The organism is Bacillus sp. UNC41MFS5, from assembly GCF_000686805.1.
On the sequence record NZ_JMLP01000005.1, the window covers coordinates 423487 to 449682 of the forward strand.

27 protein-coding genes and 1 other annotated feature are annotated in these 26196 nt (G+C 37.5%); of the genes, 19 read left to right on the plus strand and 8 right to left on the minus strand.

Annotation, left to right across the window (positions count from 1 at the left end; genetic code table 11):
• Positions 1–34: 34 nt before the first annotated feature.
• From recO to BR30_RS0102215, 10 genes are all read left to right on the plus strand, one after another.
• On the plus strand, positions 35–787 hold the full coding sequence (gene recO, locus BR30_RS0102165; RefSeq protein WP_026563546.1) for a DNA repair protein RecO: 753 nt from the start codon (positions 35–37) through the stop codon (positions 785–787).
• 50 nt (positions 788–837) lie between these two features.
• Positions 838–1023, plus strand: a binding site (T-box leader).
• A gap of 66 nt (positions 1024–1089) precedes the next feature.
• On the plus strand, positions 1090–2472 hold the full coding sequence (locus tag BR30_RS0102170) for a glycine--tRNA ligase (protein ID WP_026563547.1): 1383 nt from the start codon (positions 1090–1092) through the stop codon (positions 2470–2472).
• 119 nt (positions 2473–2591) lie between these two features.
• Positions 2592–3212, plus strand: coding sequence for a transcriptional regulator CcpN (locus BR30_RS0102175; protein WP_026563548.1), 621 nt, complete (start codon positions 2592–2594; stop codon positions 3210–3212).
• Positions 3213–3245: 33 nt separating this feature from the next.
• Positions 3246–4055 (plus strand): pyruvate, water dikinase regulatory protein, encoded by an 810-nt coding sequence (locus tag BR30_RS0102180; protein WP_026563549.1) that lies wholly within the window; start codon positions 3246–3248, stop codon positions 4053–4055.
• 595 nt (positions 4056–4650) lie between these two features.
• Positions 4651–6459, plus strand: coding sequence for a DNA primase (gene dnaG, locus BR30_RS0102185; RefSeq protein WP_026563550.1), 1809 nt, complete (start codon positions 4651–4653; stop codon positions 6457–6459).
• Between the two features lie 42 nt (positions 6460–6501).
• A complete protein-coding gene (gene rpoD, locus BR30_RS0102190; protein WP_026563551.1) occupies positions 6502–7632 on the plus strand; it encodes an RNA polymerase sigma factor RpoD in 1131 nt (376 codons plus the stop codon).
• Positions 7633–8029: 397 nt separating this feature from the next.
• Positions 8030–9169 carry an acyl-CoA dehydrogenase family protein gene (locus BR30_RS0102200; protein ID WP_026563552.1) on the plus strand — a complete coding sequence of 380 codons (1140 nt, stop codon included), beginning with the start codon at positions 8030–8032 and terminating at the stop codon, positions 9167–9169.
• A 192-nt stretch (positions 9170–9361) separates the two neighbouring features.
• Positions 9362–9727, plus strand: a complete 366-nt coding sequence (cccA, locus tag BR30_RS0102205; RefSeq protein ID WP_026563553.1) for a cytochrome c550 — start codon at positions 9362–9364, stop codon at positions 9725–9727.
• Between the two features lie 74 nt (positions 9728–9801).
• A complete protein-coding gene (locus BR30_RS0102210; RefSeq protein ID WP_026563554.1) occupies positions 9802–10521 on the plus strand; it encodes a tRNA (adenine(22)-N(1))-methyltransferase in 720 nt (239 codons plus the stop codon).
• Positions 10508–11623: a Nif3-like dinuclear metal center hexameric protein gene (locus tag BR30_RS0102215; protein WP_026563555.1), complete on the plus strand. Its 1116-nt coding sequence runs from the start codon at positions 10508–10510 to the stop codon at positions 11621–11623. The genes BR30_RS0102210 and BR30_RS0102215 overlap by 14 nt, the downstream gene beginning before the upstream one ends.
• Positions 11624–11867: 244 nt before the next feature.
• On the opposite strand, the gene BR30_RS0102220 is transcribed toward BR30_RS0102215, so the two are convergent.
• Both BR30_RS0102220 and vrrA read right to left on the minus strand, forming a co-directional pair.
• Positions 11868–12806 (minus strand): 4-hydroxy-3-methylbut-2-enyl diphosphate reductase, encoded by a 939-nt coding sequence (locus tag BR30_RS0102220; RefSeq protein ID WP_026563556.1) that lies wholly within the window; start codon positions 12804–12806, stop codon positions 11868–11870.
• A 137-nt stretch (positions 12807–12943) separates the two neighbouring features.
• Positions 12944–13603, minus strand: coding sequence for a VrrA/YqfQ family protein (gene vrrA / locus BR30_RS0102225; RefSeq protein WP_026563557.1), 660 nt, complete (start codon positions 13601–13603; stop codon positions 12944–12946).
• A 251-nt stretch (positions 13604–13854) separates the two neighbouring features.
• On the opposite strand from vrrA, the gene BR30_RS0102230 reads away from it, so the two are divergent.
• Positions 13855–15171 (plus strand): DEAD/DEAH box helicase, encoded by a 1317-nt coding sequence (locus BR30_RS0102230; protein ID WP_026563558.1) that lies wholly within the window; start codon positions 13855–13857, stop codon positions 15169–15171.
• Positions 15172–15193: 22 nt separating this feature from the next.
• Complete coding sequence (locus tag BR30_RS0102235) at positions 15194–16087, plus strand: deoxyribonuclease IV (RefSeq protein WP_026563559.1); 894 nt, start codon at positions 15194–15196, stop codon at positions 16085–16087.
• 28 nt (positions 16088–16115) lie between these two features.
• On the opposite strand, the gene BR30_RS0102240 is transcribed toward BR30_RS0102235, so the two are convergent.
• Positions 16116–16373: a DUF2624 domain-containing protein gene (locus BR30_RS0102240; RefSeq protein ID WP_026563560.1), complete on the minus strand. Its 258-nt coding sequence runs from the start codon at positions 16371–16373 to the stop codon at positions 16116–16118.
• 171 nt (positions 16374–16544) lie between these two features.
• Between BR30_RS0102240 and BR30_RS0102245 the strand changes: the two genes are divergently transcribed.
• Genes BR30_RS0102245 through BR30_RS0102255 form a run of 3 tightly spaced genes read left to right on the plus strand, consistent with a single transcriptional unit; the run spans position 16545 to position 18572 of the window.
• Complete coding sequence (locus BR30_RS0102245) at positions 16545–17318, plus strand: metal ABC transporter ATP-binding protein (protein WP_035444947.1); 774 nt, start codon at positions 16545–16547, stop codon at positions 17316–17318.
• Positions 17315–18172 (plus strand): metal ABC transporter permease, encoded by an 858-nt coding sequence (locus BR30_RS0102250; RefSeq protein ID WP_026563562.1) that lies wholly within the window; start codon positions 17315–17317, stop codon positions 18170–18172. The genes BR30_RS0102245 and BR30_RS0102250 overlap by 4 nt, the downstream gene beginning before the upstream one ends.
• Complete coding sequence (locus tag BR30_RS0102255) at positions 18162–18572, plus strand: zinc uptake transcriptional repressor Zur (protein ID WP_026563563.1); 411 nt, start codon at positions 18162–18164, stop codon at positions 18570–18572. The genes BR30_RS0102250 and BR30_RS0102255 overlap by 11 nt, the downstream gene beginning before the upstream one ends.
• Positions 18573–18615: 43 nt before the next feature.
• On the opposite strand, the gene BR30_RS0102260 is transcribed toward BR30_RS0102255, so the two are convergent.
• The gene (locus BR30_RS0102260; protein ID WP_026563564.1) at positions 18616–19209 is read right to left on the minus strand and encodes a 5' nucleotidase, NT5C type; all 594 of its coding nucleotides are present in this window, start codon (positions 19207–19209) and stop codon (positions 18616–18618) included.
• 197 nt (positions 19210–19406) lie between these two features.
• Here BR30_RS0102260 and BR30_RS38650 point away from each other — a divergent pair, with 197 nt between their 5' ends.
• Entirely contained in the window at positions 19407–19889 is a 483-nt protein-coding gene (locus BR30_RS38650) for a DUF4190 domain-containing protein (protein ID WP_197032278.1), read from the plus strand.
• 56 nt (positions 19890–19945) lie between these two features.
• On the opposite strand, the gene ispG is transcribed toward BR30_RS38650, so the two are convergent.
• From ispG to BR30_RS0102280, 3 genes are all read right to left on the minus strand, one after another.
• Positions 19946–21046 (minus strand): flavodoxin-dependent (E)-4-hydroxy-3-methylbut-2-enyl-diphosphate synthase, encoded by a 1101-nt coding sequence (ispG, locus tag BR30_RS0102270; RefSeq protein WP_197032281.1) that lies wholly within the window; start codon positions 21044–21046, stop codon positions 19946–19948.
• 117 nt (positions 21047–21163) lie between these two features.
• Positions 21164–21496 (minus strand): hypothetical protein, encoded by a 333-nt coding sequence (locus BR30_RS0102275; protein WP_026563567.1) that lies wholly within the window; start codon positions 21494–21496, stop codon positions 21164–21166.
• A gap of 98 nt (positions 21497–21594) precedes the next feature.
• On the minus strand, positions 21595–22368 hold the full coding sequence (locus BR30_RS0102280; RefSeq protein WP_026563568.1) for a DUF1189 domain-containing protein: 774 nt from the start codon (positions 22366–22368) through the stop codon (positions 21595–21597).
• A 176-nt stretch (positions 22369–22544) separates the two neighbouring features.
• Here BR30_RS0102280 and BR30_RS0102285 point away from each other — a divergent pair, with 176 nt between their 5' ends.
• On the plus strand, positions 22545–23027 hold the full coding sequence (locus BR30_RS0102285; RefSeq protein ID WP_026563569.1) for a DUF456 domain-containing protein: 483 nt from the start codon (positions 22545–22547) through the stop codon (positions 23025–23027).
• Positions 23028–23054: 27 nt separating this feature from the next.
• Here BR30_RS0102285 and BR30_RS0102290 read toward each other — a convergent pair whose 3' ends face one another.
• Complete coding sequence (locus tag BR30_RS0102290; protein WP_026563570.1) at positions 23055–23750, minus strand: Crp/Fnr family transcriptional regulator; 696 nt, start codon at positions 23748–23750, stop codon at positions 23055–23057.
• Between the two features lie 346 nt (positions 23751–24096).
• On the opposite strand from BR30_RS0102290, the gene BR30_RS0102295 reads away from it, so the two are divergent.
• Complete coding sequence (locus tag BR30_RS0102295; RefSeq protein WP_026563571.1) at positions 24097–24705, plus strand: superoxide dismutase; 609 nt, start codon at positions 24097–24099, stop codon at positions 24703–24705.
• A gap of 98 nt (positions 24706–24803) precedes the next feature.
• Positions 24804–26033 (plus strand): MFS transporter, encoded by a 1230-nt coding sequence (locus BR30_RS0102300; RefSeq protein ID WP_026563572.1) that lies wholly within the window; start codon positions 24804–24806, stop codon positions 26031–26033.
• Positions 26034–26196 lie beyond the last annotated feature (163 nt).

Here is a 26196-nt window from a genome sequence, read left to right on the forward strand (position 1 = left end):
GTTTGTCTTCGTGCTACTTTAGAAGGTGACAATAATGCTTCAGAAGTGTGAAGGCATCGTTATTAGAACAACTGATTATGGTGAAACAAATAAAATTGTAACAATATATACTAGGGAATGGGGAAAGGTTGGAGTCATGGCTCGTGGTGCAAAAAAGCCAAACAGCCGCCTTTCCTCCATCACACAGCTTTTTACACATGGTTATTATCTAATTGCAAGAGGAACTGGTTTAGGCAGCCTGCAGCAAGGAGAAACAGCTACATCATTAAGGTCGATTGGTGAAGATATTTTTTTAACTGCGTATGCTAGTTATATTGTCGAATTAACGGATAAATGCACGGATGAAAAGAAACCAAATCCTTTTCATTTTGAGTTGCTTTTTCAAACATTAAATTACTTAAATGAAGGTTATGACCCAGATATCCTCATGAATATTTATGAGATGAAAATGTTAAATGTGATGGGATTGAACCCAATTTTAAATCAATGTTCCGTTTGCGGCAGTACAGACGGACATTTTTCTTTTTCGATTCGTGAAGGCGGGTTTATCTGTCATCGATGTCTAGATAAAGATCCGTACCATCTTAAACTATCAGCTGCTGCGGTTAAATTATTAAGGGTATTTTATTATTTTGATCTTTCAAGGTTAGGAAATATTTCTGTTAAAGAAGAAACGAAAGCTGAACTTAAGACGGTGATTACTGCCTACTATGAGGAGTATTCTGGTTTGCACCTTAAATCCAAAAAGTTTCTAAATTCCATGGATAAATTTCGCAATCTCTTATAATCGCCCAGTTGACAATGTTTGGAGTTTTCGCTATTATTTTCATTAATAAAATAATTGCAGTGACGGAGAAGAGTACTTAGTCATCCTCTATAAAAGCGAACCTAGGGTAGTGTAAGCTAGGGTATAGAGAACTAACGAAGGCGTTCCTGAGCAATCTTTGTGTTTAGTAACACAATAAAAGAGGCTGCTTCTTAGCAGCAATTAGGGTGGAACCGCGGGTAACTCTCGTCCCTATGCTAGTCTAGCATAGGAACGGGAGTTTTTTTGTTTGAATAAAATTTATACTTAAAGGAGCAATTTCAATGAAAGTAACAATGGAACAAATCGTTTCACATGCAAAACACAGAGGATTTATTTTTCCTGGTTCAGAGATTTACGGAGGCCTTGCAAATACTTGGGATTACGGCCCGTTAGGCGTTGAATTTAAAAATAATATTAAGCAGGCATGGTGGAAAAAATTCGTCCAAGAGTCGCCGTATAATGTTGGATTAGATGCGAGTATTTTAATGAACCCGCGTACTTGGGAAGCATCTGGCCATATTGGGAACTTCAATGATCCGATGATCGATTGTAAAAATTGTAAAGCACGTCACCGTGCCGATAAATTAATTGAAAATGCTCTCGATGAAAAAGGCATTGAAATGGTCGTCGATGGCTTACCATTTGAAAAAATGGAAGAGTTAGTGAAAGAACACAATATCGCTTGTCCAGATTGCGGCAGTCATGACTTTACTGGAATTCGCCAGTTCAACTTAATGTTTAAAACCTTCCAAGGAGTAACAGAATCTAGTACAAATGAAATTTTTCTTCGTCCTGAAACAGCCCAGGGTATCTTCGTTAATTTTAAAAATGTCCAGCGGACGATGAGAAAGAAAATGCCATTTGGTATTGCTCAAATTGGAAAGAGTTTCAGAAATGAAATTACTCCGGGTAACTTCACGTTCCGAACAAGAGAGTTCGAACAAATGGAACTTGAATTTTTCTGTAAGCCTGGTGAGGAGTTGAAATGGTTTGATTATTGGAAGCAATTTGCAGAACAATGGTTAATGTCATTAGGCCTTACAAAGGAAAATTTAAGACTTCGCGACCACTCAGAGGATGAATTATCTCATTACAGTAATGCAACAACTGATTTCGAATTTAAGTTTCCGTTTGGCTGGGGTGAACTTTGGGGGGTTGCTTCAAGAACAGATTATGATTTGAAGCAGCATATGGAGTATTCTGGCGAGGACTTCCATTATCTTGACCCGGAAACAAATGAAAAGTATGTACCTTATTGTATTGAACCATCTCTAGGGGCAGACCGCGTTACGTTAGCATTCTTAATTGATGCTTATGATGAAGAACAGCTTGAAGATGGTACATCTAGAACGGTCATGCATTTCCACCCTGCATTAGCTCCATTTAAAGCAGCGGTTCTTCCACTATCAAAGAAATTGTCAGAAGAAGCACGTGAAGTTTTCGCCACTCTGGCTAAACATTTTTCAGTAGACTATGATGAATCAGGATCGATTGGAAAACGCTATCGTCGTCATGATGAAATTGGTACTCCGTTTTGTATTACCTATGACTTCGACTCTAAAGAAGATAATATGGTTACAGTTCGCGACCGTGATACAATGGAGCAAAAGCGTATCTCGATACATGAACTAGTTAGCTTCTTGCAAGAAAAGATGATGTTTTAAGGAAAAACTCGCCGATTGGCGAGTTTTCTTAATAGATTCAATAGTATATAATATTCCTAATAAAGTAAGCTTTTTGAGATAAAACCCTTTCTAAATGTGAAACAAAGGTGGTGTGAACAATCGAACTGACCAAACGGCAAGAACATATTTTGCAAATTGTAAAAGAAAATGGGCCTATCACGGGAGAACATATTGCAGAGCAATTAAGCTTGACCAGGGCGACTCTTAGACCGGATCTTGCCATTCTGACGATGGCAGGTTATTTAGATGCGAGGCCCCGTGTAGGTTATTTTTATACTGGTAAATCTGGGACACAGCTTTTAACCGAAAATTTGCAAAAAATATACGTGAAAGATTATCAGTCCATCCCTGTTGTGGTAAATGAAAATATTTCCGTTTATGATGCAATCTGTACGATGTTCCTAGAAGATGTGGGAACATTATTTGTAGTAGATCAAAACACCATTCTGGTTGGAGTATTATCCAGGAAGGATCTGCTCCGGGCTAGTATAGGTAAGCAAGAACTGACTACTATACCTGTTAATATTATTATGACAAGAATGCCTAATATCACCATGTGTGAACGGGAAGATTTATTAATTGATATCGCTAAGAAATTAATTGAAAAACAAATCGATGCACTTCCAGTGGTCCGGAAAACAGAAAATGGATTTGAGGTTATCGGAAGAATAACCAAAACAAATATTACCAAAGCGTTCGTTGCATTGGGTGATGAGTAACAAGATAACATATTGAGGGGTTGTTGAGGGAGAATGAGATCGCCAATTATTTATGTAGTATCCGATTCAGTGGGGGAAACCGCTGAATTAGTTACAAAAGCAGCAATAAGCCAATTCAATGGCTCAGGAATGACATTAAAAAGATTCCCATATGTGGAAGATAAGGAACATATTGATGAAGTTCTTTCACTTGTTTTATTAGATAAAGCAATGGTTGCATTTACGCTGGTCAAACCTGAAATGCGTACATATATTAAGAATAGAACTGAACAGGAAGGGATTCTAGCTGTCGATCTAATTGGTCCAATTATGGATCAGATTCAACAGTTTAGTGGAAAAACACCTTTATGTGAACCAGGACTTGTTCGAAAATTAGACGAAGATTATTTTAAAAAAGTGGAAGCAATCGAATTTGCTGTAAAATATGATGATGGTCGTGACCCAAGAGGAATATTAAAAGCAGATATTGTATTAATAGGGGTTTCAAGAACTTCAAAGACTCCACTTTCACAGTACTTAGCTCATAAACGATTAAAGGTAGCTAATGTCCCGCTTGTACCAGAAGTGGATCCGCCAGAAGAACTCTATAGAGTTCCAAGTGAGAAATGTTTTGGTCTGAAAATAAGTCCTGAAAAGTTAAACAATATCAGACGGGAACGGTTAATTTCTTTAGGTTTAAATGATAAGGCAAGTTATGCTACTCTCGACAGGATCAAAGCGGAATTAATCTTTTTTGAAAAAGTAGTACAGAAAATAAATTGCCCTGTTATTGATGTTACCAATAAAGCGGTAGAAGAAACGGCAAATGTTATCTTAAATTATTTTCATAAAGGGCGAGTTTAGCACATAATCATTTGATTATGTGTTTTCTACTGATAGAAAGTGGAATAATAATAATAAAAAGTTATGGTAAAATGATAATAATTGTACTATAATAAAAAATTGTGATAAAAATATATCTTTTTAGGTTTAGACTTGCTTATGAACGAATAAACTATTTATTGTTAGATGTCAAGGGGACCCCCTAAAAAGAATTCGACATAACTCCTTTTACAAAAGTTATTTGTTAAAGAAGGAATATGCGGAGTAATGTAGAATTAATACTTATGTAAAAGGCAATCCGACTATTTATGCCGATGTAGATTCATGCCCGGATAAAGCGGAGATTGTCGAAAGAGTGTTGGAGTTTAGCCCCCCGTGTTCTTTTTGTTGCTTTCTACGTTCATCATATGAAGGAAGAAAATTCTACATATACAGACTGGAAATATGTTGATTCGCATAGGCAAGAAAAAGGGGGATATATGGAAAGGAAACAAAACCTTTTCAAACTAAAGAACGTGAAAAATTTAAGACAGAATTAACAAAGATTTTGTCGAATTTTGCAGGAATTAAAAGAGTGCCTGCCGAATACCTGATAGACCAAATGGAGTTGTTTTACATGGCAGAGCGTATTGCCGAAGAAAAGATTAATCAAATTCGTCAGTCTGTTGATATTGTCGAAGTAATCAGCGATTATGTTCAACTGAAAAAACAGGGGCGAAATTACTTCGGATTATGTCCATTCCATGGAGAAAGCACCCCATCATTTTCAGTATCTATTGATAAACAAATTTTCCATTGCTTTGGTTGTGGCGCTGGTGGGAATGTTTTTTCATTTCTAATGGAGCTGGAAGGTATCTCCTTCCAAGAATCAGCCATTAAACTAGCTGCAAAGGCTAATATTGACCTTGAAATCAATTTGTCTGGCGAACATGGTAAGAAAAAGTTTTCGGAAGAGCATCAAGCATTTCTAAGTGCTCATGAGCTATTACAGAAATTTTACCATCATTTGCTAGTAAATACAAAGGAAGGTCAACATGCTTTGGAATATTTGCTGCAGAGGGGATTCACTCGAGAAGCAATAGATAAGTTTCAAATTGGGTATTCTTTAAATTCATGGGATTATGTTTTTAAATTTCTTTCAAAAAGAGATTTTCCGCCTGAATGGATGGAGAAAGCCGGATTAATTATCAAACGTGAAAGAGATGGGACATATTTCGATCGATTTAGGGATCGAATAATGTTTCCGATTTTTGACCGAAACGGCAATACGATTGCTTTTTCAGGAAGAACGCTTGGGGCCGACGAGCCCAAATATTTAAATAGTCCTGAAACGCCAATCTTTAATAAAAGTAAAATTTTATACAATTACCATCATGCGAAGCCAAATTTAAAAAAATCGCAATTTGCTGTTTTATTCGAGGGATTTGCTGATGTCATTTCTGCAGATCGCGCTGGTGTGGAAAATGGTATCGCTACGATGGGGACTTCCTTGACAGATGAACATATAGCCCTCTTACGGCAAAATGTCCAATCCGTAACTATTTGCTACGATTCTGATAAACCCGGCATTGAGGCAGCATATCGTGCTGGAAACCACCTTAGCAATGGTGGATTTCAAGTAAAGGTTGCGATGATGCCAGATGGAATGGACCCAGATGAATATATTAAAAAGAATGGTCCCGAAAAATTCCGAAGTGAGGTTATTGGTGCAAGTTTAACGTGGATGGCGTTCAAATTTCTTTACTTTCGCAGGGGGAAAAATCTGCAACTTGAAGGAGATAGACTTGCATATATCGAAGTGTTAATTAAGGAAATCAGCACTTTGAATAAAGCAGTTGAAAGGGATCACTATTTAAGGCAACTTGCGGCTGAATTTTCACTCTCACTAGATGCTTTAAAACAGCAGCAAAAGGAGATATTCTTCGCAGAAAAAAGAAAATCAACTGGAAGTAAGCAACCTGTAAATAAGCCTATTTTAGTCCCAAAGCAAGATAGTAAACTTAAGCCAAAGCATTATACAGCAGAAAGACGATTAATTGCGCACATGTTAAAGGATCGAGATGTGGCTTATAAGGTACAGGATTTATTACAGGGTAATACGTTTAATATTGATGAACATCAGGCAATAATAACCTATCTGTTAGCTTTTTATGAAGAACATTTCCAGTCTGATTCAAGTGCGTTTTTGTCCTATATACAAGATGATAATCTCAGAAGAATGGTTGCAAACATTGAAATGATGCCCATTAACGATGAGTTAACAAATCATGAATTAAGTGATTATATCAAACAGGTGTTGAATTATCAAAAATTGTTAAAGATAAAAGAAAAAGAAGTGGAACAAAAAGAAGCTGAGCGACAAAGTGATTTTAGTAAAGCTGCAGCAATTGCAATGGAAATCCTTCAATTGCGTAAATCTCTATAGATTCCATTTTTACTGTCTTTGATTCTGGAAGGAGTGGGACATATGGCTGCTGAAAAATCAGCCCGTTCAAAAGAAGTGGAAAATGAATTCACTTTTGAACAAGTGAAAGACCAGTTAACGGCACTGGGGAAAAAAACCGGCGTCCTTGCCTATGATGATATTGCTGAGAAATTGGCTAACTATGAATTAGATTCTCACCAAATGGAAGAATTTTTTGAGTTCCTCGGTGACCAAGGTATTGAACTAGTTGGCGATAGTGAAGAGGAAGATCCAAATCCTAAGCAATTAGCAAAAGGTGATGATGATGAATTTGATTTAAACGATCTTAGCGTTCCTCCTGGAGTTAAGATAAATGATCCGGTTCGTATGTATCTAAAAGAAATCGGCCGGGTTGACCTGCTTTCCGCTGATGAAGAAAAAAAATTGGCGCTTCGTATTGAACAAGGCGATGAAGAAGCCAAGCGACGCCTTGCAGAGGCAAACCTAAGGCTGGTAGTAAGTATTGCCAAGCGCTATGTGGGCCGCGGAATGTTATTCCTTGATCTTATCCAAGAAGGAAATATGGGATTAATTAAGGCCGTTGAAAAATTTGATTATCAAAAAGGTTTTAAGTTCAGTACGTACGCAACCTGGTGGATTCGCCAAGCCATTACACGTGCAATTGCTGACCAAGCTAGAACTATCCGTATTCCAGTGCATATGGTTGAAACCATAAATAAATTAATTCGTGTTCAGCGTCAATTACTTCAGGATCTTGGCCGTGAACCAACGCCAGAAGAAATTGGTGAAGATATGGATTTAACACCTGATAAGGTTAGGGAGATTTTGAAAATTGCCCAAGAGCCTGTATCACTTGAAACACCAATTGGTGAAGAAGATGATTCCCACCTCGGTGATTTTATTGAAGACCAGGACGCAACCTCACCTTCAGAACATGCTGCTTATGAGTTATTAAAAGAGCAGCTTGAAGATGTCCTAGATACACTTACTGACAGGGAAGAAAATGTCCTCCGCCTGCGTTTTGGACTGGATGATGGGCGGACTCGTACACTTGAAGAGGTTGGTAAAGTCTTCGGTGTTACACGGGAACGTATCCGTCAAATTGAAGCTAAGGCATTAAGGAAATTACGCCATCCTAGCCGCAGTAAACGATTAAAAGATTTCTTAGAATAAAATTCATTAATAAATAGTTTACTTCATCATTTGAAGTAGGCTATTTTTTTTGTTCCCAGCTTAAGAAATTAGGTAATACCGTGATGGAAATGTAAGCACTTTCTGTATTTGAATCCATTTTACTGAATTGTCTCTCATTTTGCAAATAGACATGAAAATTTCCTGACATGGTTTTTCATCTTTTATTTTTGTAAAAAAGGGATAAAGTTTGTTCTCCATTATCAGGATAGTGGAAGATTTTAGTTGTAGGAATGAATTAATTGAATTTTTTCTATATCCATATAATAGAATATTTTTAAAAATTTTTAAAAATTTTTAAGTATTGTGAAATAAAGATAATTCCTCTTATAATAATAAAGAAAGCGCATTCAAAAGGTTTCGGATAAGGGGGATGGACATGAATTTTGACTTAACTTCTGAGCAAGAAATGATAAAAAGAACCATGCGTCAATTTGCAGACGAGGAGGTCGCACCAAGTGCGATCGAGCGGGACCGCACAAAACAATTCCCAGTGGAAATATTTAAAAAGTTGTCCGAGATGGGTATTATGGGGCTGCCTTTTCCTGAGGAATATGGCGGAGGAGGAGCAGATACGGTTAGCTTTGCGATTGTAACCGAAGAATTAAGCCGAGCATGCGGTTCCACAGGAATCACCTATTCTGCTCATATATCTCTAGGAGGGGCACCCCTGAATTTATTTGGCACCAAGGAGCAAAAGTTAAAGTATTTAACGCCGATTTGTACTGGAGAATCATTTGGAGCGTTTGGCCTTACTGAGCCAAATGCCGGATCAGATGCAGGCGGGACTAGAACATCTGCACGAGAAGAAGATGATATGTTTGTCATAAATGGAAATAAATGTTTTATCACCAATGCTAGTTACGCCAAGCACCTGTCATTGACTGCTATAACTGGAGAGAAGGACGGAAAAAAAGAAATAAGTGCAATTATTGTTCCGACTAGTACTGATGGGTTCTCTATAATTGATAACTATGAAAAAATGGGTCTTCATTCATCAAATACAACGGAATTAGTGTTAGAGGATGTACGAGTACCAGTTGAGAACCTTTTAGGGAAGCGTGGAGAGGGTTTTAAACAGTTTTTAATGACGTTAGACGGCGGACGTATAGGGATTGGTGCGATGGCTGTAGGGATTGCTCAGGGGGCCTATGAAAAAGCCTTAGCCTATGCAAAGGAAAGAAGACAGTTTGGGAAGTCTATTTCCTCTTTCCAAGCTATCCAGTTTAAACTTGCTGACATGGCAATGAAAATTGAATTGGCCCGGAATATGGTGTATAAGGCAGCGTGGTTAAAGGATCAGGGAAGACCATTTTCAAAGGAGTCGGCGATGTGTAAACTCTATGCATCAGAAATTTGCATGGAAGTGACTGATCAAGCTGTTCAAATACATGGCGGTTATGGTTATATGAAAGAATATCATGTGGAGCGAATGATGAGGGATGCAAAGTTGCTTGAAATTGGCGAAGGTACTTCTGAAGTCCAAAGAATGGTCATTTCAAGGTTAATTGGGTGTTAAAAAAATAAAATAGTGAAAAATAAGAACGGGCTAAGTTAGATAATTGACTAATTTAGCCTGTTTTCTTTTTTTTATTAAGATTATAGTGATAAAATAAGTTTAGGGCTTTTCCTTCGGTTCTTTTTCGAGTAAAATAGTAGTTGTTTGTAGACTATATATTTACTGACGTTCGTACATAAGGGAGGTTATATCATGAAGCGAAATCCGGTTATTCCTTACGTTCTCATCATGGCTTTTGGAATTGTGCTGATGCTAATTTTGTCTTTCAAAGGCCTTGGTGATAGTAAAGAAATTGCGAAGGATAAAGGAGAAGGCACTGAGAAAACTGAGGTTGCCGCATCAAAGCCAGAAGACATTTACAAGCAATCTTGTATTGGCTGTCATGGCGATCAGTACCAAGGGGTTGTAGGACCATCACTTAAAGGTGTAGGCAGCAAGTATTCTAAAGAAGAAATTATGACCTTTGTAACAAAAGGTAAGGGTACAGGCATGCCAGCAGGACTTGTTAAAGAAGAACAAGCAGCTGCAATGGCTGATTGGTTAGCAACAATTAAATAATTAGAAAAGGTCCTTTGCATCTGTGAAGGACTTTTTTTATACTATATAAATTACATATAAAAGTGGTGGTATGATTGAATACAGATAAATTATCAGCTAGGTTAGCAGCGGTTGCCAAATATGTCCCAAATAGGGCAAGGCTTGCCGATATTGGTTCAGACCATGCATATTTACCTTGTTTCTTAGCTAAAAACGAAGGATTGTCTTTTGGGATAGCAGGTGAAGTTGCAGTAGGTCCATTTCAATTAGCAGAAAGAAATGTATTAGCAGAAGGATTGACTGATATCATTTCGGTGCGAATGGGTGATGGTCTAGAGGTTATAGAAGATGGAGAAGTCGATTGTATAACTATCGCTGGTATGGGCGGGGCTTTGATTGCAAGTATTTTAGAGAATGGTAAAGAAAAGTTAACCACAGTCAAGCGCCTTGTCTTGCAGCCAAATATTAGTGCCATCTCCATTAGGAAATGGTTTATAGAAAATAATTGGGAACTTATTGCTGAAGAAATACTCGAAGAAGATGGGAAAATATACGAAATATTAATCGGAGAAAAGGGCGACCCGTATAAGCCGTATAATAAAAATCAAGATTTAGGGCTATTAGTAGGACCATTCCTTGTTCAAGGACAGGATGAGACTTTTAAGAAGAAATGGACAGCAGAAATGAATAATTGGGAACGGATATATGAGGCACTAGAGAATGCAGCCCAATCTCCTGAAACGGTAGATAAAAAACAAGAAATCATCGGCAAAATTAAGCTTGTAAAGGGGGCTTTAACGAATGAAGATTCCTAATGGACACGAAGTCATTCAATTGTTTGAACAGTTTTCGCCCAAAGGTTTGGCGATGGAAGGCGATAAAATTGGATTACAAATCGGTCGTTTAAATAAAAAAGTTGAACGAATCATGATTGCACTCGATGTCCTCGAAAATGTAATCGATGAGGCCATTGCAAAGGATGTCCAACTCATTATAGCTCATCATCCGATTATTTATCGCCCCCTTAAGAATTTGTTAACGGATTCCGTTCAGGGGAAAATCATTGAAAAATTATTGAAACATGATATTGCTGTTTACGCAGCGCATACGAATCTCGACGTAGCAACAGGCGGGGTAAATGACCTTCTTGCAGAAGCACTAGAACTGGAAGATACAGAGGTTCTAGTCCCTACATTTGAAACTAAGCTAAAGAAATTAGTTGTTTTTGTTCCCATCAGCCATGCAGAGGAGATCAGGAGAATCCTTGGTAATGCAGGTGCAGGATTTATTGGGAACTACAGCCATTGTTCATTTTCAGGCAGTGGTACAGGTCGATTCATTCCAGGAGAAAATACGAATCCATTTGTTGGTAAAGAAGGCCGATTAGAAGAAGTGGAGGAAGTGAGGCTTGAGACAATTGTCCCAGAATCGATTCTCAAAAAGACAATCACTGCTATGATCAAAGCCCATCCATATGAAGAAGTGGCCTATGATGTCTATCCACTTGAAAACAAAGGGGAAGTGCTCGGTCTAGGCCGTATCGGGAAAGTTCCAGAAATGACATTAGAAGAATTTGCGGAAAAAGTGAAGAAATCACTAGAAGTTTCCAATGTCCGAGTGGTCGGCGATTTGTCTGCAAAGATTAAAAAGGTAGCAGTGTTGGGCGGAGATGGGAATAAATACTTCATGAATGCCAAGTATCAAGGGGTAGATGTGTATGTTACGGGGGATATTTATTATCACACCGCACATGATGCAATGATGCAGGGCTTGAATATGATTGATCCCGGTCATAATGTTGAAAAAGTAATGAAAAAAGGATTATCTGCAACCTTACAAAAGATGTGCCAAGATTCCGGGTTTGCTGTAGAAATATTTCCATCTGATGAAAATACCGATCCATTCAAATTTTTATAATATAAGGCTGTGTTAAACATGTCTGTTGATTTCCGTTCCAGGTGCTTCGCTTTCCGCGGGCGTTGCGGGGAGCCTCCTCGGAGCTTTTAGCGCCTACGGGGTCTCCCCTGCCCCGTACTCCCGCAGGAGTCTTCGCACCTTCCACTCCAATCAACAGAGTGCCAAAATAAACATTAACCTTTAACACAGCCAAATATAAAAAGAACCGGTCAAGTTGACACGGTTCTTTTCGTATTTTTGGATGCTATTTTTTTACTTTTGGCAGGATTCTGTTTAACTGAACTTTTTTGCGGCGGTCCCATGTAGCTTCATTATTTGGATCAAATTGCTCTAGGAATGTAATAACTTCTTTTGTTATTGGTGTTGGAGTGGAAGCTCCAGATGTGACGGCAACGTTTTTCGCGTCTTTAATCCAAGCAATTTCTAACTCGGTTATATCAGCAATGCGATATGCTTTCGTGCCGGCAATTTCCTCTGAAACTTGAGCAAGGCGATTGGAATTATTACTCTTCGGATCACCGACAACAATAGTTACTTCTGCTTCTGTTGCTTGTTCAGCAACTGCTTCTTGGCGAATTTGTGTGGCATGGCAAATTTCATTATAGACTTCAACATGTGGATATTTTTCCTGAACTTTTTTCATCGTATCGGATACATCCCATTGACTCATCGTTGTTTGATTAGTGACCAACAATTTGTTACTGTCAATTGTTAATGCCTCTACATCTTGTGGAGTTTCAACCAAGTGCACCATTTCAGGTGCGACACCAACGGCTCCCTCAGGCTCTGGATGGCCTTTTTTACCTATATAGATGACTTGATATCCTTGTTTTGTTTTTTCTTCAATTAAATCGTGGGTTCTAGTTACATCTGGACAGGTAGCGTCTATCGTTACTAGTCCTTTCTTTTTAGCTAATTCTCTTACTTCTGGCGATATTCCATGAGCAGTAAATATAACGGTTCCTGTGTCTACTTTATCGAGAATATCCATGCGATTTTTTCCATCTAGGGTAATAATGCCTTCTTCCTCGAAAGCATCTGTCACATGTTTATTATGAACGATCATCCCTAATATGTAGATAGGGCGAGGTAATGTTTTATCTAAAGCCGCATTTCGAGCAATAACCATTGCATCAACAACACCGTAGCAATAGCCTCGTGGCGAAATTTTGATGATTTGCATATTAAAAGTCCCCCTAAAAAAGACATTGATTCATAGTTTTATGTATTTATTATATAAAACTAATAGATATAATACAAAGATACATTTTTCCTTAACAGTTTTAGGAAAAAAAGAATGCTGTTGCCAGCATTCTTCCTTTAGATATACATTTTAGGAATGGAAGAACCCTTTTGGGGAGTTTTCCTTTTTGAAGAAACTGGCTCTTGATTATTCTTGCGTTGTACTTTCTTTTTTGTACTTTTATTTTCAGATACTTCATGAGAAGATGATTCATCTGAGGCTGCTTCGGTTTGTTGGCTATTTTCATCTTGGGCCTCATCCGTATTCTTTGTGGCATTTTTAAATCCTTTATAAATCTTCCACATCGCAGGGATATTTTTTATCATCGGGCCATATTGTTGGACCATCGGACCGAGGGACTGGGCTGTTTTTAGTACCTGCTGGGTATTATTTAACATACTTGTTAATCCGCCGGGGTTACTTAACGATTGAAGCAGGCCTCCACCTCCGGATGCAGCTTTGCCAGCTGATTGCAGCCCCATAAAGCCGCCTGCTTGGTTACCTCTTCCGAATAATTTCGAAAGGATTCCACCGCCCCTTGTATTCATCTGATTAGGTCTTCCCATCATTTGCCCCATCATCGGGTTAAACCCTCCTCCAAATTGGTTGGATGAGGGCCCCATCATGGGGTTCCTGCTGCCAAAAGGGTTAAATCCGGGATTCATCATCTGATTATTCCGCCCAAAGTGCCCGGGTCCCATTCCCCCTTGCATAGGCATTCTAGATCTTGGTTGCATATCTTAGCCTCCTTTCAAATTGCCTCATGCTTTAAATTATGCACCTATCCTAATTTGGTTTAGGTATTATACACAGGACAAAGACTAAAATTAGTTGTTTAAAAGTTGGCAGAAGGTAGAAAATGATATTAAAACGAAAGATAACTGGAGTTTTGAAGGAATATTGACTATAATTGCATGATGGATAAAAAGTGTTAATCATGCTGAAATAAGAAAAACTAATCCAAAGTTTTAATATAAGGAGAAACAATATGAAAGAAAACCGTTTTGCTCGTTTTACGTTTCAACCATTTATTATAGAAGCTATTAAAGGATTCGGATTTACCGAACCGACTGAAATTCAAGAACGTATGATTCCAATTGTATTAAAGGGAGAAAGTGCTATCGGCCAATCCCAAACAGGAACAGGGAAAACCCTCGCTTTTGTTCTTCCTATTCTCGAAAAAATTGACCCGAAACGCTCGGAAGTACAGGCTGTCATAACTGCACCTACCAGAGAACTAGCCTCGCAAATTTACCATCAAATTCTAAAAATAACGGAACACTGCAACCCAGAGCAAGCGATAATGACTAGATGCTACATTGGGGGAACGGACAAGCAGCGGACGATTGAAAAATTAAAAGTCCAACCACATATAGTTGTCGGAACTCCTGGAAGAATCAAGGACCTGATGAGTGATAAGGCATTATTTGTTCATACTGCGGAAATATTGGTCGTCGATGAGGCAGATATGATGTTAGACATGGGATTTATTGAGGATCTGGACAGAGTAGCTGGAAAAATGCCTGAAAATCTGCAAATGCTTGTTTTTTCAGCAACTATCCCTGAAAAATTAAAACCATTCCTGAAAAAGTATATGGAAAATCCGAAAACCATTCAAATTGAACCAAAAAGAAGGTCAGCAGAAAATTTAGAACACTACCTCCTGCCTTCAAGACATCGGAGTAAGAAGCAGCTAGTTCATGATGCACTTGTTGCGTACAATCCCTATTTAGCGATCGTGTTTACGAATACTAAAAAAATGGCTGAAGAAGTGGCCTACTTTTTAAATGAAAAAGGGTTAAAAGTTGGACGAGTTCATGGTGATTTAAACCCACGTGAACGAAAACAAATGATGAAGCAAATTCAGGATTTAGAGTACCAATATATAGTTGCCACGGACCTTGCTTCACGAGGAATTGATATTGAAGGGGTCAGCCATATCATCAACTATGAACTTCCTACAGACTTAGATTTTTATATCCATCGCGTCGGGCGAACTGCTCGTGCCGGATATTCTGGGATTGCACTGACAATCTATGAAGCATCAGATGAGGATGCGTTAAATCGATTAGAAAAAATGGGGATTCAATTTAATTACGTTGATCTTAAAAATAACGAATTTGTGAAAATTGATGAGCGAAATAAGCGGAAGACTCGTGTAAGACAAGAGGATAAAGCCGATCAAAAAGCCAAATCAATGGTAAAAAAACCAACTAAGGTTAAGCCTGGGTATAAAAAGAAAATGCAGTGGGAAATGGATAAAATAAAAAAACGAGAACGAAGAATCGAACAAAGAAAAAAATAATGGAAGCAGGGAGAGAAAAGGCATGCTGAAATTAGGATCACATGTATCAATGAGTGGAAAAGGCATGCTTCTTGCAGCAAGTGAAGAAGCAGTTTCCTATGGTGCAAATACGTTTATGGTTTATACGGGAGCTCCGCAAAATACAAGAAGAAAAAAAATAGAGGACCTAAATATTGAAGCCGGACGCAGACATATGGAGCAAAACGGTATTTCTGAAATTATTGTCCATGCTCCTTATATCATCAATATTGGGAATACAACTAATCCAGATACATTTGAATTGGGTGTCAGGTTTCTTCGAACAGAAATTGAACGAACCGAGGCAATCGGAGCAAAGCAAATTGTCCTTCATCCAGGAGCACATGTTAGTGCTGGAACGGAAGCGGGCATTAAAAAAATTATCGAAGGATTAAACGAAGTTTTAACAGGGAAAGAGCAAGTGCAAATTGCCTTGGAAACGATGGCAGGGAAGGGCTCTGAATGTGGTAAATCGTTCGAGGAAATAGCCATGATTATGGACGGTGTTAACTATAGTGATAAGCTATCCGTTTGCTTTGATACCTGTCATACCCATGATGCGGGTTATAATATTGTCGAGGATTTCGATGGAGTATTAAATGAATTTGATAAAATTATTGGCTTGGACAAACTGAAGGTCTTGCATATTAATGATAGTAAAAATGCTGTCGGGATGAGAAAAGACAGACATGAAAATATCGGTTTTGGACATATCGGCTTCAAGGCACTTAATTATATCGTCCACCATCCACAACTTTCAGATGTTCCTAAAATTTTAGAAACTCCATTTGTAGGTGAAGATAAGAATAATAAAAAAGCACCCTATAAGTTTGAAATCAATATGCTTCGTGAGCAAAAGTTTGATGAGAATTTGCTGAATTTAATCATGGAGTCATAAGTAAAAAAGCTGTGAAAGTCACAGCTTTTTACTTTTTGGCCAGTTGCATAAATAATTTATTCACTTCTCGTGCAGTTGTTGGACCAGCAGTTTTGGCAATTTCTTTTACTAATTGTGCCCGCTGTGAATCATCAAAAATATTAACATTTTTCCCTCTTAAGTATTCCGCAATTTTCCCTGCTTGCTGCCTAGTCACTGAGATATTAAACTGTTCAGCGTATTTTAGCAGTTCTTCAGCGGTTATCGTATTGATTTTATGATTAATGATGCTCTGAAAAATTGTCACACTCACCACTCCTCACCCTAATGTATGTTGAAGTTCCCAGAGTGTGATTACAGATTTTTTGAAACAACAAACTAACTGTAGTGTCGTTGGCTTTACAATCCATCAGACCTATTGTATACTACTTGAGGTAAATCGGAATGATTCTTATAATTAAAAGGTGATGTGCAGATTATGCAATCAATTATTGAAATAAAAAAGCTTTTTTATCGTTATGAAAAAGATGCGGTTCTGGAGGATATCAATATTACTGTTCCTCATGGTTCTTTCTTGGCGATTGTCGGACCTAATGGTTCTGGGAAATCAACTCTTTTGAAGTTGATCTTAGGATTATTAAAGCCGCAAAAAGGAGAAATTTATTTATTTGGTCAGGAAATAAATAAATTTAAGGATTGGCAAAAAATTGGCTATGTTTCTCAAAAGGCTAATTCTTTCAACACTGGTTTTCCGGCAACTGTATCTGAAGTGGTCGAGAGTGGTTTGACGAAAAAGCTAGGAATGTTTAAGTTTTTTAAAAAGGAACATGCTCAAAAAGTCCTCGATGCCTTGGATGCAGTTGGGATGACTAAGTTCAGTAACAGAAATATTGGCGAACTCTCTGGAGGTCAACAACAAAGAGTTTTTATTGCCCGTGCCCTAGTTAGTGAACCGAGCCTCCTCATTCTCGATGAACCAACCGTTGGTGTAGATGCGGAGAATGTAAGTAATTTTTATCAAATGCTTGGGGAATTAAATAAAAATCGTGAAATTACGCTTCTATTGGTTACACATGATATTGGAACGATTTCGGATAAAGTTTCACATGTGGCCTGCTTAAATAAACATTTGCATTTTCATGGAGAAACAAAGGAATTTGAACAACTCCGAGCGGATGATATGTCTATAGCCTATGGGCACGATGTTCACCTGCTAGCCCATCATCACGAGCACGGAGGCGTTATAAGATGATTCAAGGAATTTTCCATTATGAATTTTTACAAAATGCCTTTTTAACCGGGATGATGATCGGGATTATTGCCCCGTTATTAGGAGTGTTTGTTGTTGTCAGAAGGTTATCATTAATAGCAGATGCCCTAAGCCATGTAACATTAGCCGGGATAGCAGCAAGTTTGCTTCTAGAAAGAAATGTGGCCATGATGGCAGGTTTAAATCCACTATACTTAGGAATGGTTTTTTCAGTTGGAGGATCATTATTCATCGAGAAACTTAGAAGTGTCTATAAGCACTACCAAGAACTTGCGATTCCAATTATCCTTTCGAGCGGGATTGGCTTAGGAGTCATATTTATTTCACTCGCCAATGGCTTTAATACAGACTTGTTCAGTTATTTGTTCGGAAGTGTCTCCGCTGTAAGCAGAACAGATTTATGGGTCGTGTTTATAATTGGTATTTTAGTGATTCTGGTGATTATTTTATTATATAAAGAACTGTTTTTACTATCTTTTGATGAGGAACATGCAAAAGCATCCGGCATTGCAGCGAAAAGTATTCATTTCATATTTATTGTCATGGTGGCCTTGGTGATAGCGGCATCGATGAGAATTGTTGGGATTTTATTGGTGTCATCACTAATGACATTACCTGTTGCTGCCAGTATTCGGATAGCCAGAGGATTTAAGCAAACCATCTTCTTATCTGTTTTGTTTGGTGAAGTTTCAGTTCTTGGTGGCTTGTTTACAGCTTACTACCTAGATTTGGCTCCCGGAGGCACGATTGTGATGATTTCCGTTCTCATCTTAATTATCTCCATCTTTTATAAAAAATTATTAATTCATAAGGGGGGGCAGCCTGATGAACGTTGATGAAGCGATACAATATTTAAAAGAAAAAGGATTTAAACAAACAGGTAAAAGAGAAGATATGCTGCAATTATTTGCAGATAGTGATAAATATTTAACGGCTAAGGACGTATTGGATCACCTGAAAGATGATTACCCTGGTCTGAGCTTTGATACGATTTATCGGAATCTCTCTTTATTTGTTAATATGGGAATTCTAGAGATGACTGAATTATCAGGTGAAAAGCATTTCCGTTTTTCATGTTCAAGGCAACACCATCATCATCATTTCATCTGTTTGACTTGTGGAAAAACAAAAGAAATTGATACCTGCCCAATGAAAAATCTGAGTGAAAATTTAAAAGGATACGATATTTCCGGTCATAAATTCGAGATTTACGGTCTTTGTCCTGAATGTCATTAAAAAACAGCTTGTGAACACACAAGCTGTTTTTTATAGGTAGTTGTTAGAACGTTTGTACCAAGGGGCGACTTTCCTTCATCCAATGTTCTACCCACTTGTTTGCTTCACTCCAGTTATTTACACGAATTACCCCATTTGGAATGGGGTCTTGATTATATGGCGTATCAAATAAAATGACTGGGATCTTACACTCTTCATGTATCATAACCGCATTATCATGCTTATCCTCAAAAAAGATATCCAAGCTATGCTTTTTAACAGATGCGACTTTGTCATGTGAGCCAATTAATTCGATGTGATCAAAGGTTAAGCCATTATCAATAAACCATTTAATGGTAATATCAAGCAAATGAGAACTACGAGCACTGATAAAAAACAATTCATGCTGATTTTCCCATTTTTTAAGGACATGTTCTGCTCCATTCGCAAGAGGGGAATTGGCATAAATAATCGGTTCGTTTTCTGTGAACCATTCAGCAAACACTTTTTCAGAGACATTTACGTATGGAGTATATTCATATTGGGTAACGTCCTCATACGAAATGTTCAGTTCAAATGCTTTATTAATAAAAGGTAGGATGGATGATTTTGGGCACGTTACAGTTCCATCGATATCGATGCCAAATCTTTTTTTCATGTGTAGACTCACTTTCTTATTTCTTTTCCGTATCTCTTTATATTTTACCAAAGTATTGGGTTCAATAAAGTAACTATTTACAATTAATTTTTTGAGAATAGAAATAAAAAACTATTTTAGGCAAACATTGACATACTAAAATATATTCTTAAGCAAACAATAATTAATGCTCCTATTACTGAAAGTGAGGGATTAGGATGGCAGACGAAAGAGACACGAAAGTGCAAGAGGCTCTTCAAAGCTCAACAATTGGTCAAGATATACCCAATTCTCCTACTTCATTTAGGGAGGAAACCGCATCAGAATTTACTGAACCTATTAAGGCTCACTACACTTTGAAAAAAGAAGAGTCTACACCAAGGATTGGTGCTTCGGTTCCGATACATTCTTCTGAATATAGGGAAGAGACAGCTGCAGAGATTGCTGCACCTGTTCCTCTTATACGCAGAAGGGAACACGATGAGGTAAGGGAAAAAGCTGCTGGTGGTACTGGTATTGGGACGCTTGCGTTAGTGCTTTCGATTTTATCACTATTTGTTATGCCTATACTTTTTGGTGCTGCAGGGATTGTGTTAGGCTTCGTTGCCAGAAGAAGAGGGGCCAATGGTTTAGGTGCTTGGGCAATTGGTATCGGTGCAATTTCGATTGTAATCGGTATCTTTATTCTCCCGTTCTTTTAACGTAAACCTGCATAGGAGCAAAAAGAAACCCGGTGATTATACCGGGTTTCTTCATGTTATTGAATGACTTTTTCTTCTTCTGCCTTTTTTTGAAAGTACTCCTCAGCAATTTGGTCGATTTCCTTTTTCAATTCCTCTACTAATTGCGCTTCAGGAACTTTGCGGACAATCTCACCCTTCCTGAATAATAGCCCTTCACCACGAGCACCGGCGATTCCAATATCAGCTTCACGAGCTTCTCCAGGACCGTTAACAGCACAGCCTAATACCGCTACTTTAATCGGTGCTTTAATTTTTTCAATGTATTCTTCTACTTCATTTGCAATACTGATTAAATCAATTTCAATCCGACCACAAGTCGGGCAGGAGATCAATGTGGCAGCGTTAGAAGAAAGACCGAACACTTTTAATAGTTCTCTGGCAACCTTTACTTCTTGAACAGGATCCGCGCTTAAGGAAACGCGAAGTGTGTTCCCGATTCCTTTGTGTAAAATAGTACCTAAACCAGCGGCACTTTTTATGCTGCCAGCAAAAAGAGTCCCTGATTCCGTAATCCCAAGATGGAGTGGGTAATCAAATGCTCTAGATGCCTTTTCATAAGCTTCAATCGCAAGATTAACATCAGATGCTTTCATGGAAACAATAATATCATGAAAATCCAAGTCCTCAAGAATTTTAATGTGGTGGAGAGCACTCTCAACCATGCCGTCGGCTGTCGGATAACCATATTTCTCTAAAATTCTTTTCTCAAGCGAACCTGCATTGACACCAATCCGGATTGGAATACCACGTTCTTTTGCAGCCTTTACGACAGCTTCCACCTTTTCGCGTTTGCCAATATTTCCTGGGTTGATTCTAATTTTATCTGCTCCGCCTTCAATGGCTTTAAGAGCCAATTTATAGTCAAAATGAATATCAACGACAAGTGGAATGTTAATTCTTTTCTTTATTTCAGATATAGCATTTGCCGCGCGTTCATCAGGACAAGCCACCCGCACAATCTGGCAGCCCGCTTCTTCAAGACGTTTTATTTCAGCAACAGTTGCTTCGACATCATGTGTTTTTGTTGTAGTCATACTTTGGATAAATAATTCGTTACTCCCGCCAATTGTTAAGTTACCTACTTTAATTGGCCGGGTCTTTGTGCGATGTATTATTTCACTCACGTGTAATTCGCTCCTTCAAAATGGGATTCGAATATGGTATATAAAAACAATCCGCCTTTTATTTTATCAGCCTTTCACTATTTTTGACAAGAATAAGCATTATCTTCTTTATTTTGAGTAATCAGGGAAATGATATGTGGACCCAATTTGAATTTTTTCTGGTGTTTCCCCAGGGTTTAGTTTTCGGAAGTCCTGAATTAAGTCGGTAATCGAGACTGGAAGTGGTTTATCCAATTGATGTTCTACAATTGATATCACGGTTGCTCCAGGTTCCACCTTTGCTTCAAAGGAAGGCAGGTCTGATTTCACTTGCAGTTTGGGTGCTTCGATTTTAGCATCGACCTGCTGTGTTAGTGAAGAAGGGAGAGTACCAACAGTTAAGTCAATATAGATGACATATATAATTAAAACGGCTAGTAAGAAACCAAATAATTTTTTCATCGGACAAGCCTCCAAATAGGACAGTTTGTACATTGGTATGCTTGTCCAATGATAAAAAGAACGAGTTTATAAAAAAAAACGCCCGCTAGGGGCGCAACTTAGTTCACTTTTTTGGGTTTCGGTATTTCCTTTATCGCTAAAGATAATACGATGATTACGACAAACCAATTTATCATAAAGCTGCTAGGCACCGTTGTTTTAATGGCAGCCATGATGGTGAAAAACAGGGTGGGCAATGTTTCGCTGTATGCGGCCATTCTCCACAACTGCCGGTAATTTAAATTTCTTCCAATAAGATTTTTAAGTAACAATCCTATCAAAGCCAATACTGTGACTTCAATAAAACTGCCAGCACTTGCAAATAAATAAATGAATAATGCTCCTACAGGGATGATGATCCATTTCATACCGCCAATTCCGTTAATAAAATCGACAAAGTCACCCTTTGTGATGGCTAATCCTTCTAACATCGAATAGGGGTATGTTTCAACTCTGCCCCCTGCTGCAAATACAAATTGATCCTCCAATAATGCAAAAGCATTACCTTCATCCTCGACATCAGTATCAGAAATAGCACCTGTTGGGTCGAGAATGATTGTAAAGTCATCCTTATTTATCGTAATTGGAACCTTGGTATCCGCGGTTAAATGTCCATCTTCAATAGAAAAATCAGGTAATTTATCATTGATAATTGTCTCTGCACTGTCCAGTCCAGAGGTAAGAGCTGTGCTTAAATAAATAACAGACGGGAGAATCGAAATGAAAGTTAAGAAAAAGACATATAGGATTGTCTTTCCGATTCCTTGAAACCGAAACAAGGCAATATCCTTTGGGGAATAGATACTTTTATAAAGTTGTTTAAAAATATTCATAATGACCACCTTTACACATAAATACAAATAAATGCTTCAGCATCTATTGTATCTTTAGTAAGGGTTATACACAAGAATGATACCATTTATAAAAAATTTGAAACCGTTCATAAGATTAATCGTATGAAGGAATGTATACATTTAATAATAACAACAAGTTATGAGGGATGAGTAGAATGGAAATAGTATATTGGAGTATCGTCATATTGTTATTTATCGTCGCGTTTGTAGGTCTTGTTTATCCGATTATTCCAAGTGTATTGTTTTTATTAGCTGGGTTTTTATTATATGGGGTCTTTTTTAGCTTTGAACCCTTTCGATGGTATTTTTGGTTGATACAAGGTTTGTTTATTGTCCTTCTTTTTATTGCTGACTACATTGCCAATATGATTGGAATTAAAAAATATGGCGGGTCTAAGGCGGGTGTCTGGGGGAGTACGATTGGTATTTTGGTTGGCCCTTTTGTTATTCCTTTTTTAGGAATTCTCATTGGGCCGTTTATCGGGGCCATTGCAGCGGAATTAATTTTTAACAAAAGAAGTTTCATGGAGAGCATAAAAGTTGGATTTGGGTCAGTGATTGGCTTCATAAGTAGTGTTGTCACAAAAACCATTATTCAAATAATAATGATTATCTATTTTTTCATCGTTGTACTTTAAAAAAGCCACCTAGGTGGCTTTTTTCAATTAATTCAATCCACAAATTTCAAAGGAGCAGTTTTGGCAGTCGACTTCTTCTTTTAGGTAATTCAGTTTTTTTATCGTAAACTTCTGATTATCATAGGAGATAATATTCTTTTCGCGCAGATCTTTTAAAGAGCGTTGAATTACTTCACGTGTTCCGAATGTTAAATTAGCCAGTTCCTGATGTGTTAAGGGCAGGTCAATTAGAATACCTTCTTCTGTTTTTATCCCATATGAATTGCATAAGCGAATGAGGATCGAATATAAACCGCCTTTTTTTCCATTCATAATGAGGTCCTGGCATTTCATCTGAGCTTTTAAATAACCTGTACTTAACCATGTAACAAAAGCATTCATTGCCTCAGGGTCTGTTAAAATGAAATCTTCAAATTGCTCTTTTCTTATTAGAATCATTTCACAATCAGTCAGTGCTTTTGCATAAAACTGATAATGAGGAATATCTTTAAAAAGTTGGTATTCTACAATTAATTCTTGATCATTTAAGATTTTTAAAATAAAATCCTTACCGCGTAAATGAACTCTTCCAAGTGAAATACTCCCTGTAAGTAATAAGTAAACATACTCTACAGCATCCTTTTCTTGAAAAAGAATTGAACCGGCTTTAATTTTTTGAATGGGTTCTTTTTTTTGAAAAAATGCAGTTAATAACTTATATATAGAAGAACGGTTTAATTGCATAGAAAATCACTCCTTATGTACCACTTCCCTTTGATTTAAATAAATAATTTATTACGTGTCAATATGGCTAATACATGATTTGGAAGTGACAAAAGTCGGATATGACAAAAATCGTTGACAGATTGCCCTTTAGGTAAAAGGTGACAATTTTTCGAAAAATTACGAATGGATGGCTCAATACTATATTTTTGAATAATATCCTACATAAAGGGAATGGTATCTATGTTAAGTACCTAAGCATTTTATTTGATACAAATAACCAACTTTGGTATCTTAAGGAGGAAAGCTTTAGAAATATTCGAAATTCTAAGGCCGATAAAATCATTTATACATAGGAGGAATTAAAATGGCATTTGAATTACCACAATTACCTTATGCAGAAAACGCACTTGAACCACATATTGACAAAGAAACTATGAATATTCACCACACAAGACACCATAACACATATGTAACAAATTTAAATAACGCTTTAGCTGGTAATGAAGAATTACTTTCTAAATCAGTTGAAGAAGTTATTGCTAATTTGGATGCGGTTCCAGAGGCTGCTCGTACAGCCGTTCGTAACAATGGCGGCGGACATGCTAACCATTCTTTATTCTGGCAAATCCTTTCTCCAAATGGCGGCGGTGCACCAACAGGTGAATTAGCTGACGCAATCAGCAGCAAATTTGGCAGCTTCGAAAGCTTTAAAGAAGAGTTTGCTAAAGCAGCAACTACTCGTTTCGGATCTGGTTGGGCATGGTTATCTGTAAACAATGGTGAGTTAGAAGTTTCTAGTACACCAAACCAAGATTCTCCATTAATGGAAGGCAAAACTCCAATCCTTGGTCTTGATGTATGGGAGCATGCTTACTACTTAAACTATCAAAACAAGCGCCCTGACTATATTTCCGCTTTCTGGAATGTAGTAAATTGGGATGAAGTGTCAAAACGCTACAGCCAAGCAAAATAATATTAATGAAAAAAGGCAGCCCTTTGGTTGTCTTTTTTTATGTGAATAAGAAAAACTGGCTTGATAAAGACTACCCATAAGATAAAGGGGAGTTTTTAATGGCAAAAAAATTTAAGATACTGGGTGATGTTAAACTTACAAAAGATTTATCACTATTGCTGATTATTGGAGGGCTATACTCATTAAGCATTGCTTTGTCTAACACCTTTGTGAATATTTATCTTTGGAAACAGACGGGAAAATACTCAGATATCGCCTTCTATAACCTATCGACCGTTATTCTACAATTGCTTACATTTATCTTAGCAGGACGATGGGCGAAAAAAATTGACAGGGTAATTGTGCTTAGAATTGGTGTAATTTTTTTAGCTCTATTTTATGTAATGGTTTTAGTATTTGGAACAAATGCTTCAACCTATTTACTTCTTTTAGGTAGCTTTTTAGGAGTAGGGTATGGTTTTTATTGGCTTGCCTACAATGTGTTAACGTTTGAAATTACCGAACCAGATACCAGAGATTTTTTTAATGGTTTTTTAGGGATATTATCATCTGCTGGCGGAATGATTGGCCCCATCGCTGCTGGGTTCATCATTACACGATTTGAAAAATATACAGGCTACACGATTGTTTTTGGGCTATCACTTGCTTTATTCGCGCTGGCGGTTTTTATGAGTTTTTCGTTGAAACCACGGCCATCATCGGGCAGCTATTGCTTCATGCAAATTCTAAATGAAAGAAAACAAAATGAAAATTGGCGTTTAATTACGAATGCTAACTTTTTTCAGGGCTTGAGGGAAGGTACCTTTGCATTTGTTATCTCTGTTTTTGTTTACCTGTCGACGGGAAGTGAATTGTCTCTAGGTACATTCGGTCTTCTTAATTCAGGCGTATCATTTGTAGCGTATTATTTTGCTTCACGATTAATAAAACAAAAAAATCGAAAAAAAGCCATCCTTATTGGTGGGATTATTTTATATGCATCTGTTCTATTAATTGTTTGGGACGTTAATTTTGTTAAATTGCTAATCTATGGAGGGATGATTGCAATCGCTTATCCGCTTTTACTCGTGCCGTATATGTCAACTACATACGATGTTATTGGAACTGGATGGAAGGCTGCTGAAATGAGGATTGAATATATTGTTGTTCGAGAAATATACTTGAATCTGGGCAGAATCGTTTCTATAGTATCCTTTTTAGCAGCTATCACTTGGTTTAAAGCTGAAAACAGTATTCCCATTCTCCTTCTCATTTTAGGTGCTGGGCATACATGCATCTATTTTTTTCTTAAAAGGGTACACTTACCAGCCCCGAAATGCGTTGAGTAGATTTTTTACTCAGCGCATTTTTTTCTTTGGCATTTTTTCCAGAGAAATTGGTAAGGGTTTTTCATAGAAAAAAGCAGACTAATCCTATAAAATAGAGAAAGTTAAGCTTAAGCCGTGAAAAAGGAAGTGTTTTTATCCCTTGAATAATAAAAAGAAAAAAAAG